Genomic DNA, 18,203 nt, shown 5'->3' with positions numbered 1-18,203 from the left:
TTTATTTTTGATTATCGCTCTTTTGTAGAATTTGTTAGACCGCAGCCCGCAAACTTATTTCTTTGCTCAGAGGTACAAGAAATTAGCGATGGATGGTGGCTCGACGATAATTTTTAGTTGCTGTTGCTATAGGAAATAAACCAAGCTTCGGTACGGTGGCTCCCAACACCTCAATTTAGATGCAAACCAAAACCCAATCCGCCCACCATGCCCAAACTCCCCGAATGCGATCGCTGCATCTTGTACGCCCGCAACCCCCACTTAGTCTGCGCCGTCCATCCCGCAGGCCCCAACGCCGACACTTGCTTAGACTTTCGAGCAAACCCCAACGCTGAATCGGAGGAATTGTGGGAACCCGAAGGTGCGAGCTACTACAACGGCGAACTCATCCTGCAACCGAGGCAGCGGTGGACTTTGGAACAGCAGCTAGAGCTTTTGGACACGCACCCCTTGTTTACCGGCCGGTGTCCCCGGTGTGAAATGACTTATCCCAAGTACGAAGTCCCCCCGGTGCATTGGGATTGTGCGGAGTGCGGGTGGATGGATGATTCGGTGTGAGGTTGGCGGGAATTGGGCGATCGTTGGTTTTATTGGTGGCAGAGCGATGGGAAGTGAGTAGGGGAAAATAGGTAGAGACGTTCCTATGGGCAACTACGCAAAGGGAAAGTTTGCTCAGAATTTGATTAAGTGGAATTTGGATAGCCTGACTAATTTAGAATATAAAAAGGATTTTCGGCGTTTGGGCGTTATTCTGGAAGAGCCAGAGTTTTCAACTACATTGGGGTTCTGCACGATTTTGGTAGCTCCGATGGAGCAATGTTGGTTCAAGGATTGAAAATTGAAAGTATGATTTTTAAGTAAAGTAAACTAGATTATGACTACAATTTCACCAGATGAATTTGGACGGTTTCGCTCAGAGCTGGCAAATAATCCAGAAGCCTTAGCTGCTCTTGATGTAATTGAACAGTGTGAGGGTAACTTAGAAGATGCAGCCCAAGTGATTTTACTTGAGGCAGGAGAAGAAGAAGTTCAATCAGATTTGTTTGATAAGTTAATTAGATACTGCCGCAATGTTGCCTGTCAGGAGGATATGAAAGAGGAATTACCCGTACTGGTAGCTGCTGTTACAGAATATTTAGCAGCGGGTAGTGGCTTTCCCCCAGGTCTGGCAACTCCGTTTTCTATTTTTGTAATTAAGAAAACACTGAAGAAATTTTGTCTGTAAAACGACCAAATTCTAAATCCCTGTAGTAATGAAGGCTGCCCAGTAGTACGGGCTTGCAAATGGATAGGGTTGGGCGCGAATTTGGTTTTCTGCATTCTTAAGAGATGCACTAAATATTCGTTGCTTTCTTGGTGGAAGCATGGGAATAATATGATTAATTTGAGGTTTTAGTTCGTTGTCTAGAATTTCCTGACAACGTTCGCTACTAAGCTCTCGAAGCCATTTTTGTGCTTTTTTTAGGGCGCTAGCTACATCTAATCTTTGATGGGTTGAGAGCTCGGTCAAAATATTTTTGAATAGCTCCCCGATCAATAATGTAGTTGAAATACTATTCACTTCCCACAGACTATGGACAATATTAGAACAACCAGCAAATATAAATCCACTGGCTAAGCCAATATACTCATCACTGAAACTATTCGGATAAGTCAACCCTGTTTCGCAAGCTGAAAGAATCAGTAGTTGGCATTGGCTAAGGTCGAGGTCAAAAATTTCCCCCATCATCAGACGAGTGTTATTGGCTAATTTTAAACAAGATTGTTCAGGTAATTTTAAAATATATTCACCATGACCCGAAAAAATAACACAGTGAGCCAGACGCATTTTTTCTATATTGCCAGAATCATTGAGGGCATCTCTTGTAGCAGCCTCTCTGACTATAACACAAGCTTCTTCTTGAAAGTAATGACCAATTGTTTCCACTAAGGAATTAGCAAATGGTAAATTTTGTTCGGGATCTTGAATTGCAAAGAGGCGACTCAAGTCAAAGTTTTTAGATTTTTGAGTCATTTGTAATAGTTGGCAGCTAGGGGCATAGCTGATACCTTTGGAAAAGCGATCTAAAAAGCAAGTACCATCCGCTAAAAAGAGTGCATGAAGGGGAAATAGATGCAGAAACCGATGGGGTACAAGAATGAGGCGGTCGCACTCTTTAGGAATGTGGAATAAAATTTCTTCTAGATGTAAAATTTTACTTAAGTCGTTCAAATGAGCAGCTAGGTCATTTTTCCAATTCTTTTTGTTTTGCTCATAAGGAGTTATATATTTATTAGCCCATTGCACCAGAGGTTTACTATCTTTTGGTTCAGCCATCCACAAATTATGTTTGCTAATCAGAAACGTAAAAACTGTTTCATCGGTAATAAACCACTCAATAATTATTGTGTTTTCATCGGGTAAGAGGTCTTGAATTTCGGGGAATGAAATAAACTGAGATTCTTGTATATTTATTAGAGATTGAGTGTTGACAAATAAATCTGTCAAATCTTCGTGGGTGACAATTTTTTCCAGTAATTTATCCAAGTTCTGCCGCAGTTCAGGCAATAAAACTGTTTCGATTGCGTGAGGAGTAAGCTTAAAAATATTTTTTCCCAGCTTTTCTACTTGAGTTTCAGCCTTGGAAACTTCACCATTAGTGGAGGCTTTACGGTCAGTTATCAGTTCTACTAAAGTCCGTGTTTTACTGCGTTCAACGTATTCTACTGCTTGTTGAATTTGGTTAGTTTTGACACAAGAACGCACCATGTTAAAGTAAACTTCTATTACTTCCTCCATAATTTCCTGACGATTAGGGTAAGTAGTTGCCCAATTTCGCCTTTGCTGCACCGCCTCAATAGCAATACGATAGACTTCGATAGCTTCATGCCATCTTTCAGCATGGAAGAGAATGTTACCCAGCGTGCCACTTGTTTTGAGGCAAGCTAAAGGATAATCAGTTGGTTTGAATATTTCTAAAGCTCGCCATAAATATTTAATCGCTTCAAAAATTTGCCCTGCTTTATTGTAGGCACAACCTAAATTTTGTTGCACTCCACCCCATTTTTCGGGAACCTGTTCGCGGGTATAAACTTTCAAAGCATTTTGGCAGGCGATAACAGTAGCTTGTAAATTTTCTATTTGATTTGTTTCTATCATGTCTGTATAAACTACAGCCAAATTCATTTGAATGTCTGCCCAAGATTCGGGAAATTCTTTATAAGTATAGATTGTTAAAGCATTTTGGTAGGCAGTTATTGCTGCTTTTAAATTATCCTTTTCATTTCCATTAATTCGTCTGCGGTAGGCAGCACCTAGATTAATTTGGGTATCAGCCCATTCCTTTCGGTATTCTTCACATTCTAAGATTGGCAGTGCTAGTTGATAGGCAGCAATAGATGCTTCTAAATTTTCTGCTTTGTCTCCTCGGATTCGATCGCGGTAAGCAAGACCTAAATTATTCTGTATCCATGCCCATTCCATCGGAAATTCTTCACTTGTATGTACTTGCTGCGCTAACTTGTAAGCATTAATAGCTATTTCTAAGTTTTCGGCTATATCTCCCCAAATGCGTTGAGTACATACATCAGCAAAAAAACGTTGAGTTCTAGCCCACTCCACAGGATAAACCTCTCGTTTAAAAATCAAAGAAGCTATTATGAAGGCTGCCATTTCTACTTCCAGATTTTCAGCAGTTTTACCCTCTCGTCGCTGATTAAAGAAAAAACCTAGCTCGGTATAAGCATTACCTAAAGTTTTTTGTGTTTGCTCCCACAACTCACAAAATATGTCTCTAGTAAAGACCTCTAATGCTTTGTCACAGTAAGCTATTGCTTGTCTAATGTTGTCTAATTTCTCTTTTTGGGAGCGTTTTATGTAAACGATTGCTAAACTAAGTTGGGTAATCGCCCAGGCTTTCGCAAATAGTTCGCGAGTAAAAACAGTTTCTACTATTTGGAAACCTGCAATCGCAATTTCTTGATTCCAAGCTTTATTGCCATTAGGAAACCCTAAAATTAGTTGGCTAAAATTACCAATTGCTTCTGCAATCCCAACTTTTGTTTCGGCTTCGGATTCAGATAGTCTAACCGTAGCCCAGAGGCTAAATGAACGAGCAAAATTTTCATCTAATTTTTCTACTTTTGTTTGCAAAAGTGGATAGAGCATTTGAGGATCTCTATTATTATCTACGATATTTTGTAAGACTTCCTCTATAAAACTATAAACAGGTTTGGTTAGTGATTCTGCCATTTGAGCCAACCCATAAAAAGATTCTGCTAAAATTTTATTACCTTGTTTAATTTGATTAACTGCCAACTTTTTTGTTATCTCTACAAAGCCGATATCAATCAGTGAACGATTTACCTTGATAATTTCTTCTTCTTCACCAATGGAACAGCTTAGCAGTTTGTCAATTAGCACTAAATAGGCTTTGGTGCGATCATCATTCAAATCCAGATTAACCATTATTATAGATACAGAATTATAAATTTATTATCGCTTGAACTACTTTATTTGGCATAACCTCAAAAATTCTCTTAACTAGAGCGCTCACTTAGAATGCTCTAGTAGTGCCTCTAATTTCTCAGCTACGCAACAACACTCGCTCCACACCCCACTTGAGCGTGCAGCCCGCCAATCCCCCAGCAAACACTACGAACGCGCATTGAGGCCACGCCGCGAACCAGACCCACTCCTGCGGCCACGATTGCCACAAGCGAAACATGATTGCAGCGATCGTGGTTAGTAAGAATATTTTGCCAACAGTTGCTTCACCGATCGCCCACCCCCGGTAGATTCCCTGGCAACAGGCGGCCGTCAATTCAATAAACAGCACCAAGTTCAAAACGCTGATGATGGCGCTGTTGATGTTGCTGTTGATGTTCTGCAAGAAATTGATGAAATCCATAGGGTTGATTTTTTAGGCGACTCCCCCAATCTAGCAAGCTTAACAACGGTTGTGTGGCGGCTGCTTCTCAAGTTTCCTAGTCAACGACGGTAAGCCCTGGAGTCACAAACTCAAAAACTTAGGGGTCGCCGGGACTGTGTGCGATCGCAAAGAGAGTTTCTGCTGCTGCGTATTTTGCGTGCTTTGTGTGGCGATCGCTCTCCAACTGAGTCAAGCGTGAAATGATGGTGAGGTAGGCACTAAGAAATATGGAATGCAGAGAAATGACCAACTCACCACTCGAACAAATCAATTTGCTAGACACGGACTATGCCGACATCCTAGCCCACAGCAGCAATCCATCGTTTGAAATGCAACTGATTAAGTTAGGGATTGATGCAACAGAAGCGCGAACCACAACCAATTTCCTCACCCTGGTGCGACAAAGATCCGATACTCCAGCATCCTGGGCAGCTTTAGCCGAGGCTTGGGAAGCAGGTTGCGGGTTCGAGCCAAACCTCGAACATCTTCAACAAATTCTAGAATTGCTGTGGAATCACCATCAAAGAAAAGTTGAAAATGATTGATAATCAACAGTTGTCACTAATTGGTTAAATGACTGATTCGCCCATCGAACCCCTCGATTTACTAGACACAGACTACGCCGACATTCTCGCTCACAGCAGCGATCCATCGTTTGAACTACAACTGGTTCGGTTTGGAGTGGATGCAGCAGAAGCCCGCATCAAAACCAATTTCCTCACCCTGGTGCGCCAAAAACCTGAGACTCCCGAACAATGGGCTACTTTAACCGAAGCATGGGAAGAGGCTTGCGAGAATAAGCCCACCGTTGAAGATTTTCGCTTATTGGCAGAATTCCTGTGGGAGAATCAAGAAAGCGTTGAAGTGGATTAGCTGCTGATAATTTTGAATTGAATTTACTTAACAGAGCGATCGCCATATTTTGAAAAGATGAGCTTTTACCGCTATGCCTAAACCAAAGAGGTATCCCGACAATTGGCAAGAGATTGCGCTCTCGGTGAAAGAAAACGCAGGGTGGCGCTGTGCTAAATGCCATCAACAATGCCTCAGACCGGGCAACAATACTAAGGGCTTAACCAAATCAGAACGCTGTGCTTTAACTTTGAGCGTGCATCATCGTAATCGGATACCTGAGGACAACCGCCTCGAAAACTTAATCGCTCTTTGTACCGCGTGTCACCATTAAACTCAACGAGACTGTCACCAACCCCGTTGGTCTTCAAAACCGTGCATGAAACTTTAATTTCACACGGCTCCTCAATGATTTGGTGCTTGTTACGCATACCTCATTACCCATTTATCCTCGACTCTTTCAAGTCTTTTGGTGGGTTTAGGCTCGACACTGTTGCAGTCGGATTTGCTGCCAGAACTGCCATCATTGGCTGTCTTTATATCATGGCAATGTCTATGTAGAAGTTGAAGATTTTTATACTCATCCTTTTTACCTTTCGATTTGGGGATGATATGGTCAACTTCCATTACATCATCTTCACGGAAGAACAAACCGCAGTGGGTGCATTTCCCTTTTTGCTTTTTCAGGAGCGTTGCCACTCTAGACGGCATTTCCGGGTTTTTACCCATTCTTGAACTCCAATAAACTAGGTTTCCGTCGTATGGTGACGATTCGCCTTTAACTTTCACATGACGCACTATTGGGGTGACGGCATGGTCAAGTAACCGAAATGAGGTTAATCCATCCTTCTTCGTTGCGAATACCCAGTTATCACCGCCTATGGAATGCCAATATTTGTTTGACACCCATTCCCTGCTCTTTTTTGGGTGGCGGCGTTTTGCCCAAGCGCTTAACTTTTGGTACGTGAGGCTATCGATATCTGAGTAAGCCACCTTACTTACCACAGTCGCATAGTAGTTTGCCCATCCCCTAATGATTGGGTTTAGATGGTTGATTAGCGCCACTTGTGGTGCTGCCTTATGGGCTTCGATAACACTAGCGATTTGATCGTAATGTACCTTTTGCGAATGCTTACTTGGGGTGATGATTGTTTTAAAACCCTGATTAGAGTGATACTTTCCAACAGTGAATTGTTGTATCCTAAAACCAAGGAAATCGAACCCTGGTTTTTCTTGCTCATACTGGTTGAGAGTGTGAGTAAGTCTCGTTTTGCTGGGTTTTAGTTCTAAACCCATGCCTTGTAACCATTCAGAGATAATCTCTTTACATCTTTGGACAACGGTTATATCTTCGTGAAGAATAACGAAGTCATCGGCATAACGAATTAGGCTTAGGCTTTTACGGTTGTCCCGCTTACCATGACCACTTCGGGTGGGCAAAGTATCAGCATACTTTTTAATTCGTTCTTCCATCCCGTGGAGGGCAATATTTGCCAGTAGTGGAGAAATTACCCCGCCCTGTGGCGTACCCTCAGATGTTGGAAACAACTGCTTATCATCCATCACTCCCGCTTTTAACCAGGCTCGAACTTGTCGGCGGATGGTGGGGAATGTATTTAATTTTTTGAGCAGTGCTTCATGGTCGATGCGGTCGAAACACTTGGCAATGTCAGCATCTAGCACGTATTTAGATTTCTGACTAATTACCGTGAATATTTGCTCTATCGCATCATGGCATGAGCGATTAAAGTCGGCGACCCTCTCACGAGAGCCGCCGCTCTCCAAAACCGTGCGTGAAAATTTCTCTTCACACGGCTCCTCAGTGACTTGGTGCTTGTCACGCATTCCTCATTACCAACATATCCTCATCCCAAAACCAATTCAGTTCGGAGGGTGGTTTAGGCTCGGCACTGTTACAGCCAGATTTTCTGCCAGGACTGCCATCACTGGTAGTCTTTGTGTCGTGGCAATGTCTGTGTAGAAGTTGCCAATTTTTATAATCATCCTTTCCACCTTGCGATTTGGGGATAATATGGTCAATTTCCATCACATCGTTTTCACGGAAAAACAATCCACAGTGGGCGCATTTTCCCTTTTGCCATTTCAAGAGTGATGAGACTCTTGTAGGCATTTCTGGGTTGTTGCCCATTCTTGTACTCCAATAAACCAGATTCCCGTCAAATGGGGACAGTTTGCCTTTGACTTTTACATGACGCACTATTTTAATGCGGGCATGGTCAAGTAACCGAAGTGGGTTTTTCCCAACTTCAGTGGTTGCAAATACCCAGTTATCATCGCCTATGGAGTGCCAATATTTCTTTGACACCCATCCCTTTGATTTCTTTGGGTGGCGGAATTGTGCCCAAGAGACAAGCTTTTGATACACTAGGTCATCTAACTGAGCGTAGATTTCCTTACTTATGACAGTCGAATAGAAGTTAGCCCAACCCCTAATGATAGGGTTTAGTCGCTTAATTAGCGCCGCTTGCGGTGCTGACTTATGGGAGTCAATTACATCTGACAGACGGTCATAATGTGCCTTCACTTTTTCTTGACTTGGGGTAATGATGGTCTTAAAACCGAGTAATTCCCCTTTCGTATTTTTACCTGTATGGTGTTTCCCTTTGGGGAACTGACGTATATTAAATCCAAGGAAGTTGAATCCTGGCTTTTCCTCAACAAAAGTTGAAAGAGTGTGCGTCAGCCGAGTTTTACTGGGTTTTAATTCCAAGCCTATGCCCATTAACCATTCCGAGATTATTTCCCGGCATCTTTGAACAACGGTTATGTCTTCATGGAGAATCACGAAGTCATCGGCGTACCTGATTAAAGTAGCTCCTGGCTGATAGCCAGCGTATTGACCTTTCTTGACAATTGTGCCACTAGGAAAGGCGCTTTTTATCCGGTTTTCCATCCCGTGGAGGGCTATATTTGCCAAAAGCGGCGAAAGACATCCGCCTTGTGGCGTTCCCTCAGATGTAGGAAACAACTGCTTACCATCCATCACCCCCGCTTTTAACCATGCACGAATTTGACGGCGAATGGTGGGAGATGTATTCAGTTTTAAAAGCAGTGTTTCATGGTCGATACAGTCGAAACACTTCGATATGTCAGCATCAAGTACAAACTTTTGTTTATACCTGATGGAGTTAAAGATTGCTTCGATTGCATCATGACATGACCTTCCGGCTCTGAACCCGTATGAGTTTGGTTCAAATCGCGCTTCCCATTCTGGTTCTAATGCCAGTTTGACAAGCGTTTGCAAGGCGCGGTCATCCATTGTAGGTATTCCTAAAGGTCGCTTCTCGTCACGTCCAGGCTTGGGAATCCATACACGCCTAGTCGGGCTGACCTTAGAACCCAGTTTTATTTGATTTATCAAGGCAAGACGGAGATTAGGAGTCAGCGATTTAACGCCGTCTACACCTGCTGTCTTTTTGCCGCAATTATCCTGGGTAACTCTACGAACCGCTAACGCTCTTGCTGACCAAGAATTCATCAGCGTCTTTTGGAGTCTGCGAAATGCTTTTACATCACCACGAACAGAGGCTTGATAAATTCTCTTTTGGAGCTTATACACATTACGCTCTAGCTTACGCCAGTTAATTTTGTGCCATTCCACCATCAGTTTTTTAGACTGTGTATTAGACATTTTTACTCACTACTTGAGACTTGATCTTCCAAATCATCGTAAGTCTGTTTGCATATTCTGGGCACTACCCCAGACGTTCGCTTCTGACTTAATCTCTCCTACTCGCTGCATACGGTTAGCACCTACTCAGGTATTCGACCACCTGAGAGCAGACGAGAGGTTATCTCGTTCCGAATGACCATACTGTGTACCTTTAGAGTGATGCTGTTCGCCGGGTTTATTGGAAGTGCTTGTTGGTCAATCGAAAACTTGCCAACTCCTTATCCTTTGCCTTTTGGCTCCAGCGCATTAAGCCTTATTTCGCTGGTTTTGTGTAACGACGATTCAGTTGCATCTTCAAGCCGGGGCTTTACTCATGGGTACTTTGCTCAATGCTTTACCAACTTAGGCTGTCAGTAATCACACCTTTTCACCCCGCTTTACGGATTGATGACTATTCGCTACCGTAGGGGTGATGCTTTCACCGCTGCACCTGCGGGGTAGGATTTGAGGGTTCTAGGATACTATTTCTCACCTACATGGTCACTCAGTTGTCAAGGTTCTATACCTTGCGGCTAATCCTCTAAAAACCTTTTAGGCTTTAGTTTCTAGCCAACGATTCGCACTTTCGTATCACAATCGCGGTCAGTCTAACGTATCGCCGGGGCAATTATCCCTGTTCCCTGATGATGGCATTGATTGGGATATCATGAATTTTTACCAGGAATCGGCACCGGACAATTTATCGGCTGTTAAGTTGAAGAATTTGTAGCTATTGCTTCAAGCAGAAACAAACCGACTTTCTTGTGCAGTCCCTCATTTTGTTGGGGACAGCCGAGCTGGAACAAGCATTTAGGGCAGCCGTCAGAACACTCGCAACTTAAGGCAAGAGACATGGCTTTAGCAGCAAATAACGGTAGCTGCTTCCCTATTTCTTCAGATGCTCCATTTCCCCCATCTGTGGTATCAAAAAAGGTTAATCTGTCTACATCAGCGGTGAGAAAATCTAAAACCCGAGGTTGTACCAATGGCTAACATGAATTTAACGCAATAGCAGCAGAGCGATCGAGTTCCACGAAGCTTATGTAATGGCTTTTAACGATTGTTTTTACTTTGTGGGGATTGCTTTGCTGTTAAGCGGGATTGCGATTTTGGGTTTTAAAAAGGTGAAACCTGGTGCTGGTGCTGGAGGGGCTCATTAGAGCTTCGTGACTTTTTTCACAAAATCTTGCGAGAGCGAATTAGATGTTCTCGAAGATAATACGCCCTTGATGAAGCAGTCTCGACGATAGCATTAAGCAACACAAAACAAGATTCATGCATACTTCTTGGTAAAGGCCCAGTTCGATCGACCTGTAAAAAACCCTGAATTGCTCTCTCTAAGTAGAATGCAGTATTTACCCCTGAGAGCAAACGAGTTCCGCCCTCATCCTTTTGATGTTTCGAGAGGATGTGTACTCCTGATTCAAAGAAAATTGAGGGGAAATGATACATGAGTGAGGCTAACGCTTCAAACACGTCTGGATTCTTTCCAGCATTCGTGACAAACTCCAGTAGCAAGTCTTTTCCGAGCGTAATATCTTGAGTTTCATAATCAATTTTCTGCCAACCTATATCAGCTTTTAACATTCCGCGAATTAACTGACGCCTGTTATCCCGTTGCCTGTAGTCAGAGTCGTTGCCAGCAACCTCAATAGCTATCTTTTGTACATCCTGCGATAATTCTTTCCATAGTTGCCAGTAAACTTCCTTCTCACCTGTTATTTCAGCCTCTACTGCAACACATAAGAGGAGATAATCCATAAAAATGGGTGCTATTTCACAACCCATTTGTAACTGCTCAATATAGTCTTCAAATTTTGACTCATGCAAGCAAAACAGATATTTAGAAAAACGTTTTGTGAAGCTAGATCGAACTTCATGATTTATTCTTAATCTATCATCTCTAAACCTATCATCTCTACCAGATTGATTCTTTTTATTCTCTTGTTCAGCTTCAAAGAAGAGAGCCAGCATTTTCAAAAACAATTTGATATGGCTTGGTTCCCTTGAGCCATCTGGAATCATGAGGCAAGGGCTTAAAATATGCCATGAACTGTGCGATCGAAGAGTAATTTGCTCAATTTCAGTCAAAAGCTCGCCTCGTGCAAATAGATCGCGAAATTTATCTTTTTTTACTTGTAGCTTAGCGACTTCAACCTCTCTTGCATCACCCTCTAGAGAATATATTCGTCTTCTTGCAATCTGGTTATCCTGCTCAAGCTCAAAACGGGCATACTCAAGCGCTCCCATAAGACATTTTTGAGCAAATTCACGATCTCTTTGCCAGAGATGGTTTCTAATACCCTCCGCTGCTTTGTGCCGAATATTCTCGTTAATATGTGTTAGCGCAATGACAATTAACCTTTTAACAATAAACTCCTCGCTCTCTTTAAAAGCAAAGTCCAATAAAATTGAAAGGACAGATGCCGCAGCCGCTGCACCATCATAATCTGTTGCATCTGCAATTGCAGTTGAATCGTCTGCATCTGGATTTGCTGTAACTGTTTGAATAATTAATTCAGCACACCACAATAAATTCTCTTCATTTAATTCACTTGAATTGTCTCGTACAAAAACTGCTGCCGCCATTACAATGCCACCAAAGTGCATTGCTATATTATTTACCGTACCAGCCTGGAGTTTTTCAAAAAGCTCTTTCGCGTCAGCAATAGCTTCACGCCATGTCGCGTAGTATTCATTCTCTAGGGACTCGTATTCAAAAGTTTTTCTTGCCCATAGATATAGCGTACAGAAGCGGTTTTGCACCTGCATCATTTCTTGAGTTTGCTGCTGAATATCCTTTAAGTCAGATTCCAAACCTTCAGGCTCGAAAATAATTCTATTGTTCTCTTTATCTTCGACAGGTTTCCAGCCACGACTGTCAATCCTATGCAACAGGAACCGCATCGTCTCATCCAGAGGTTCAGATGCACGGAGCACATCAATAGCAGCAAGCGCTTCATCTCTCCATTCTGAACACTGAAGGCGTACAACAAGTGTTTCTAAATCCTCCCTTCGCCACGGACGCAGTGCAGCAGTACGTCTCTCTTCCGAGTAAAGTTGAGATAGCGCATCTCTTTGAAAGCCAGAACGATGCCAATCAATTTCGTTGCCGACTTGCTCACGAACAATCCGACTCCGATCCATATGATATAGTTCGGGAGTTCGTAAAAGTGGCAGCGCAGATTTGCCAACTTTTTCAGGAAAACCCGTTGCTACAGAAGCCAAAACCGCTGTAGGCATGACAGAGTTGCTCTTTTGCAAAATATAGTCAAATAGCCACTCTAACTGGTCTGATTCAAAATACTCTATGTATACAACTAGCCAGTTCTCAAGCGCCATGAGAGCGGACTGCAACAGGTAAGGAACTACAGAATGTCCACGATATGCAGCCCACAAACGACCAGAGTAATGCTGCTGAATTTTTGTCCCATCATTTAACTGGATAGTCAATGGTTCAAACACCAGTTCTGACCAGTCTTGTTGTGTCGGTGAGTGGCGATTTGGTGCATCTAAGCCTGAGTGGGCATATTCTTCTGCTGCAATATTAAGTAATTCTAAAATAAAGTCTAAGCCCTTTCTTGAGTGGAAACGTAAAAGGTGTTGAAATGGACCTTTAGCGCCACTGGCAGGGGAAAACTCATACCGATGTTCGCGGAGGCGAAAGTAATGATTTACACCTATAGTTTCTCTGTACTGGCATGTGTTACCTTCCCCAGACTTTTTAATTAACCATTCAGAGTGCGCCAGCTTGATTAGTGTGTCTGGAGCGTATTTGCAAAAGAAGGCTGTTTCAACGCCCTGAAAAGCCATTTCACAAAAATCTTCAACGTAGTGCGGTCGGCGCGATCGCTCATCAGTTTCATCCACAAAAACATCAGCTTCTAAAAGTCCTAAAAACTCTTTGTGTATTACCGGAATGGTTTTTATGATGATGCTAAGTAGTTTTTTCCTATCACCATCATCTCTATACGATTCTTTAAGAGGAGCTAATAGGTGAAGGGCTAATAATCCTGCTTCACGGGCTGGTACTGGTAAATCCTCACTTAGGTTCAGTAGAGAAGACCAATCATTCAAGACTGCTGTTATATGTGGGGTTAAACCCTCTAACAAAGAATCTCTTTTTTCAAACAGAAAGCAAATCATGGCTTTCCAGCCTTGACCATATGGCTTAAGAAGCAAAGCATCAACTAAAGCCTTTTCATCATTTTCTTTTAGTTGGGAAGTTAATGTTTGATCCGGCGTTTGACAGGCGATTCGGAGAATGAAGCAGAAACGTTTAAAAAGTTCCCCATTCTCTAAAAAAAGTTGCTCCTTTAACAGCCTGAGAAAATCATCTGGGTTATCACCTTGAAGTACCGCAGCGATAGTTTCATCTTGCCAGTATCTCTGGATATCTTGACTACTAACAACAGAGCGCACAAAGTTATCAACGTTCTCGCCGTACCTCAATTTTTGGTGCAGCCACAAGCGAAACGCACGGTTCATTGCAGGTTCATGACCTATTGCATCAAGAAAACTCTGTGTGTTGTTGGAGTATTTCCGATAAGCATCCTCAATGTATCGATCTAGTGCCCAATCCTCTAGAACGTCGTGTGCTGGGCTAACGAGACTATTCTTGGAATCGCGACGAACTAAATTATCCTCTTCTAGCTTGAGTACAACATCGCCATCAAACTGATTCTCTGGAACTCCATAAACCATTTGCTTAGCCCGACTGACTGCAATGTCGATAAACGCTTGCTTCCGCTTAGGTGGCATCCCGTTTGCTCGGACTTGTTCTTTTGCAATCACATCTCGCCAGACTGCGTTGCGAAACTCCTTTTCACCATCTTCAGGCGTAAACTCTGTTCCAGTTTGAAGAACTCTATATGCTAAATCCGCAAAAAATGGAGATTTCAGCAACAGCTTCAAAGTTGGATTATCAGAAAGTTTTTGTAAAGGTTGAAGTTGTTCACATAAATTTTTAACTTGGTCATTACTGAAGCCACTCAATGTAAGTGTTGTAAAGTTAATTCCCAGAGGCTGAAGATGATGAAAAGCTATTAGTTGATATGCATAGTCACGACCAGTAGCAATCACAGTCCAACCTTGCTGGTTTTTCAATAAATGAAGTAAATCTGTGAATGCTGTTGTTTTTTCTAACTCAAGAAGCTTTTCTAACGATTCGATTACCAAGTATTTTTTTGGCATCAAAGCGAAACCTGCTTCTAAATCGCGAAGCGAACCTCTTAAGCCCATTGCTGAAAACACGTTATCGAGGTGGGTTCGATCTAAATCCTCTGTGCGTAAACAGAAGATAGGAGCACGTCTGCCTATATAGTCTGAAAATTCTCGTATTAGACTAGACTTTCCAGCCCCGCGTTCACCAGACACAAAAAGGAAACTTGAGGTTTCAGTCAAGCTGAGTAATTGAGCAAATGCGTCTGATTGCTTAATGTGAATTTCACCAATAGTAGTTCTTATGCCATCTAAAATGTAATTCCCATGTTTCTTTAGCTTAGTGACATCCGATGACCAACTAGAAGAATTAACCGTACTAAATGCAGTCCGAATGTCTTCCGGCAAACTTTCTAAAGTGAGTGTTCCTGCGTTCTGGTTTGCAGTTTGAACCGCATCAATAACTCTCGTCCATAAAAATGGCGCAGCTTCATTTGAATACTGGGCAATTAGGGAGTGAAGCAAGGACAATGTACTCCCTGATTCTGTATCTAAATCATAGCCAATGATATGAAAAACTTTTAAGAATTCCCATACTTGCCTGTCAGGAACATCATCATTTTTGCCATTCGCATTCTTCAAATGCGTTTTGAATGCTTCTAGCTTTTTTCTTTTTGCATCGCTACTAAAATTAGGAGTATTGATTTTGGTAAAAAATTCTTCCTCATTCTCAGAATGTCTTGCCCATTCCAGAATAGGTCGCACATCGTTTATGTCAGTTGCACTCAAAGGACCTGTAATAAGAGCAAGGGCATCGGTGTTATAGTCAAAACTTTCGTCACTGAAATCATTCCAGGTACTTTGAATTACTTCAGCGAAAGTTGCATCTCCTGCCGTGATGCTAATGTCATGTTTTATTTGAGCCAACAGCTTTGCTTTTTTCTCTGTTTCTGGCTGTTTGGAGAATACAATGAAATCATCGGTGTTAAAGCCAGCGTAACGCCCTTGTAGTTTGATCTTAGTGATTGGGAAAGGAGGTAGGCAGGGCCCAAGCCTACCTGACAACATAAGAACAGTGAAGGCTGCTTGAACCCGCGTTTCAAAATTTTGTCCACCACCACCTGTAGAAAAAGGGTTACTTTGCTGCTTTGCTGACTCAGGCATTTATCTTCCGTGTTCCAGTCTTCTTCCGCTTGACTTCTTTATCTTAGCTTTTCACCCCATCGATCGCCCACAGATATATCACCCCAAAGCAAACTCTGTATACTGCCGCACGTGAGGCGCATGATATGCCAGCACAATGTCTTGCTTCGGCACTCCCTTTGCTACTAACCAATCGGCAATTGCGTCTTCGGTTCCATCATAGCGTTTTTCCCGATGCTGTGGGAGTCACAATACTTAAATCGCAGCCTTGACGCAGGCAATCTAAGGCATTAATTTGATGCGAATACAGTTCCTCAATTCCCAATCCCCGAAGAGCATTTTGTAAGGCTCAGGGCAAGTCTTTGGGAATTGCGTACAATGAACCAGAGGCGGGAGGGGTAATGCGAACAGCGCTAAGATGTGAAGCTAACTCTTTCGCGATCGCTCTAAATTTGGGTTGAGGAATAGCGGCAATTTCTGCTGCACTTACCTGAGAAAAGCTAGCAGACTGTATTTCACCTGCACCATTTTCTTCAGATTCGGATGAGGATTCAGGTGTTTTAGATGCCTCCCCAGGGGCGATTTCACTCCTTTCAAGAGCTTGCTGCCAATCTTTGTATAGAACGGGAACCGAGTATCCGGGAAACTTCACTATAAGTGTGTTACCCATCCAAGACATAACCTCGCCTTGTCCGTACTTGGGTGAAAAGAGCTGCTGTCCGGGGTCTAGCCACTCAGGATGCTTTCGTTCGCTGTTGGGAGTCACAGCGCGGATAAGAGCAGCATAGTCAACGGGCTCGGGGTTTGTCATTGTTTTGGGGATAACTCCAATTTTTATCATAAACTTCTTCTCCCAGACTGCTGGCATTCTCTCCCGAAGAAGGCGGCGTCATTGACTTTTGGATTTGCGCTTACTCTCAGGAATCGGGACGGGGCAATTGATTCGATCCGAATCCGCTGCCATTAGTTTAATAAGCTCAAAAGCAGCCGTGCAATCTCCCAGCGCTCGATGGTTCCCGCTCGGTAAAGGAAAATACTTATAATCTTTGTAATAATAGCTCCAATCACCTCCCCACTGTGCCGCCCATTCCATAAGGCACTCGGAGCGTTTTTTGAGCTTTAAAATTGGCAAGTGGTGAAGGTGGCAGCAGTAATTCAATATTTTAATATCGAATTCGGCATTGTATATCAAAATCCGTTTATCTTTAAGGATTTCAGCGATGCGGGGATAGACTGTGGGGAAACTCGGAGCATCGACTACCATTTCGTCAGTTATGCCGTGAAATTCTGCTGCTTCTGGGGGGATGGGAATTGAGGGTTTGATGAGAGTATCGAGCAAGGTTTCTTCAGTGCGATCGACAATTGCAATCTCCACAATCTCAGCATCGTCCAATCCAGTTGTTTCGGTATCGAGAAACACCCAATTGTTGTGGGTTAATTGTTCTCTTGCCCACTTCACCGCTCTTACCCTATCTCTTTCGATAAAACCCACTTCCCGATACCATTCTCGATAATCCCGCTTGATTTGGGCTTTGAGGCGGTTGGCGGCTAAAGTTTCCAATTGTTTAGGAGATGATTTCCTTTTTGGTCGGCAGCATTCAGGATTGTTGGGGTCGTAGAGGAGCACGTCGTATTTTTGAGTTTTGATAACTGCCACCGCTTTTAGAGGTGAAAGACCCAACTCTCCCAACTGTTTTTTAGTTTTTAGGTGTTCTGGTGGCTCGTTGGATTCACCCCACCAACTGTACTTTGCCAGATCCATATTTGATATCCCGATATCAAAACAGCATATTCAAAATATAGCTCGGTTGGTGGCACGGGAGAACCCACACAATAACCAACTCTCACAGCACTATCAAAATAGAAAACCCCCAGATAGGGGGATGAGTCGCCGCTGCAAAACTAAACGACAATCTAATTATTTTATCAAATTTATGTTACTGCTTGCCAATCGAAACCACCAATCCCGCAGCCCCAGCACCCACTACAATTGCTGCTAAATTCGGTTTTATGATGGTTCCAAAGGCACATCCAACTATCAATGCAGTAACGAGAGTTAGTGGAGCTTGGCTTTGCCTGCGTTCCATTCTAGCTATGCGTTCGTCAAGAGCTTGAAAAAGTATCGCTGTTTCTTCTTCATTGTGCCAATTGGTTTGGGTCTGTTTCCTGATAACCGCTTCTCTAGCAGCACCGTACAAAGGTTTGCCGTTCTTTCCTGTAATTTTCATTGTTAATCCTCCTTAGTTAACTTTAGTTCTGCACTATTCTCGGTTTGTTGCAAAGCTACTCGTGCCAAATCTGCACCATCTCCACCGCCTTTCCACCTTCTCGGTTTCAAATGTCCGTAACAACTAACATCGCTCCAATTCGCGGGGTCTGCGTAAGCTGCTAAGGCTTTGCGGTAAAGTTCTAAAGTCTCGTCTTTGTTATCCGATTTCTGCCAGGGTAATTTAGGTAATTTCACG

At 42.9% G+C, this 18,203-nt stretch carries 16 protein-coding genes and 1 pseudogene; 5 read left to right on the top strand and 12 right to left on the bottom strand.

Features of this window, described 5'->3' with window-relative positions; all coding sequences use genetic code 11:
- Positions 1 to 207 precede the first annotated feature (207 nt).
- The 3 genes from JGK07_RS03225 (at position 208) to JGK07_RS03215 (ending at position 1,225) form a co-directional block, all read left to right on the top strand.
- Complete coding sequence (locus JGK07_RS03225; RefSeq protein ID WP_293242223.1) at positions 208 to 558, top strand: hypothetical protein; 351 nt, start codon at positions 208 to 210, stop codon at positions 556 to 558.
- Between the two features lie 85 nt (positions 559 to 643).
- On the top strand, positions 644 to 835 hold the full coding sequence (locus JGK07_RS03220; RefSeq protein ID WP_293242226.1) for a DUF6753 family protein: 192 nt from the start codon (positions 644 to 646) through the stop codon (positions 833 to 835).
- A 39-nt stretch (positions 836 to 874) separates the two neighbouring features.
- Complete coding sequence (locus JGK07_RS03215; RefSeq protein ID WP_293242229.1) at positions 875 to 1,225, top strand: hypothetical protein; 351 nt, start codon at positions 875 to 877, stop codon at positions 1,223 to 1,225.
- Between the two features lie 12 nt (positions 1,226 to 1,237).
- Here the strand turns inward: JGK07_RS03215 and JGK07_RS03210 are convergent, their stop codons facing one another.
- The 3 genes from JGK07_RS03210 to JGK07_RS03200 form a co-directional block, all read right to left on the bottom strand.
- Positions 1,238 to 4,447, bottom strand: coding sequence for a CHAT domain-containing protein (locus JGK07_RS03210; protein ID WP_293242233.1), 3,210 nt, complete (start codon positions 4,445 to 4,447; stop codon positions 1,238 to 1,240).
- 118 nt (positions 4,448 to 4,565) lie between these two features.
- Complete coding sequence (locus JGK07_RS03205; protein ID WP_293242236.1) at positions 4,566 to 4,889, bottom strand: hypothetical protein; 324 nt, start codon at positions 4,887 to 4,889, stop codon at positions 4,566 to 4,568.
- Between the two features lie 118 nt (positions 4,890 to 5,007).
- Positions 5,008 to 5,160 carry a hypothetical protein gene (locus tag JGK07_RS03200; protein WP_293242239.1) on the bottom strand — a complete coding sequence of 51 codons (153 nt, stop codon included), beginning with the start codon at positions 5,158 to 5,160 and terminating at the stop codon, positions 5,008 to 5,010.
- Between JGK07_RS03200 and JGK07_RS03195 the strand changes: the two genes are divergently transcribed.
- Together JGK07_RS03195 and JGK07_RS03190 are read left to right on the top strand one after the other, a co-directional pair.
- Positions 5,153 to 5,455, top strand: a complete 303-nt coding sequence (locus JGK07_RS03195; protein ID WP_293242242.1) for a hypothetical protein — start codon at positions 5,153 to 5,155, stop codon at positions 5,453 to 5,455. The two genes, JGK07_RS03200 and JGK07_RS03195, sit on opposite strands and share 8 nt — an antisense overlap.
- Before the next feature lie 28 nt (positions 5,456 to 5,483).
- A complete protein-coding gene (locus tag JGK07_RS03190) occupies positions 5,484 to 5,783 on the top strand; it encodes a hypothetical protein (protein WP_293242245.1) in 300 nt (99 codons plus the stop codon).
- Positions 5,784 to 6,185: 402 nt separating this feature from the next.
- Here JGK07_RS03190 and JGK07_RS03185 read toward each other — a convergent pair whose 3' ends face one another.
- The 9 genes and pseudogenes from JGK07_RS03185 to JGK07_RS03145 all read right to left on the bottom strand — a co-directional run bounded on the left by JGK07_RS03185 (position 6,186) and on the right by JGK07_RS03145 (position 18,202).
- Positions 6,186 to 7,607: a reverse transcriptase domain-containing protein gene (locus tag JGK07_RS03185; protein ID WP_293242251.1), complete on the bottom strand. Its 1,422-nt coding sequence runs from the start codon at positions 7,605 to 7,607 to the stop codon at positions 6,186 to 6,188.
- Positions 7,600 to 9,414, bottom strand: a complete 1,815-nt coding sequence (gene ltrA / locus JGK07_RS03180; RefSeq protein ID WP_293242254.1) for a group II intron reverse transcriptase/maturase — start codon at positions 9,412 to 9,414, stop codon at positions 7,600 to 7,602. The genes JGK07_RS03185 and ltrA overlap by 8 nt, the downstream gene beginning before the upstream one ends.
- 731 nt (positions 9,415 to 10,145) lie before the next feature.
- A complete protein-coding gene (locus tag JGK07_RS03175) occupies positions 10,146 to 10,421 on the bottom strand; it encodes a DUF1998 domain-containing protein (protein ID WP_293242257.1) in 276 nt (91 codons plus the stop codon).
- Positions 10,422 to 10,611: 190 nt separating this feature from the next.
- Complete coding sequence (locus JGK07_RS03170) at positions 10,612 to 15,759, bottom strand: hypothetical protein (protein ID WP_293290723.1); 5,148 nt, start codon at positions 15,757 to 15,759, stop codon at positions 10,612 to 10,614.
- A gap of 78 nt (positions 15,760 to 15,837) precedes the next feature.
- A pseudogene (locus tag JGK07_RS03165) lies at positions 15,838 to 15,948 on the bottom strand (element excision factor XisI family protein); the annotation flags it as partial.
- A 139-nt stretch (positions 15,949 to 16,087) separates the two neighbouring features.
- Positions 16,088 to 16,549, bottom strand: a complete 462-nt coding sequence (locus tag JGK07_RS03160) for a hypothetical protein (RefSeq protein ID WP_293242263.1) — start codon at positions 16,547 to 16,549, stop codon at positions 16,088 to 16,090.
- Positions 16,550 to 16,627: 78 nt separating this feature from the next.
- Positions 16,628 to 17,500 (bottom strand): 3'-5' exonuclease, encoded by an 873-nt coding sequence (locus JGK07_RS03155; protein WP_293242266.1) that lies wholly within the window; start codon positions 17,498 to 17,500, stop codon positions 16,628 to 16,630.
- Positions 17,501 to 17,675: 175 nt separating this feature from the next.
- Positions 17,676 to 17,966 carry a hypothetical protein gene (locus tag JGK07_RS03150; protein ID WP_293242269.1) on the bottom strand — a complete coding sequence of 97 codons (291 nt, stop codon included), beginning with the start codon at positions 17,964 to 17,966 and terminating at the stop codon, positions 17,676 to 17,678.
- 2 nt (positions 17,967 to 17,968) lie between these two features.
- Entirely contained in the window at positions 17,969 to 18,202 is a 234-nt protein-coding gene (locus JGK07_RS03145; RefSeq protein WP_293242272.1) for a hypothetical protein, read from the bottom strand.
- Position 18,203: the final 1 nt, after the last annotated feature.

It is taken from the genome of Microcoleus sp. PH2017_24_DOB_U_A, assembly GCF_020738205.1.
In the GTDB taxonomy this organism is placed as follows: domain Bacteria; phylum Cyanobacteriota; class Cyanobacteriia; order Cyanobacteriales; family Microcoleaceae; genus Microcoleus.
Note: the sequence above shows the minus strand (reverse complement) of the source record. Positions and strands in the feature narration are given on the sequence as shown.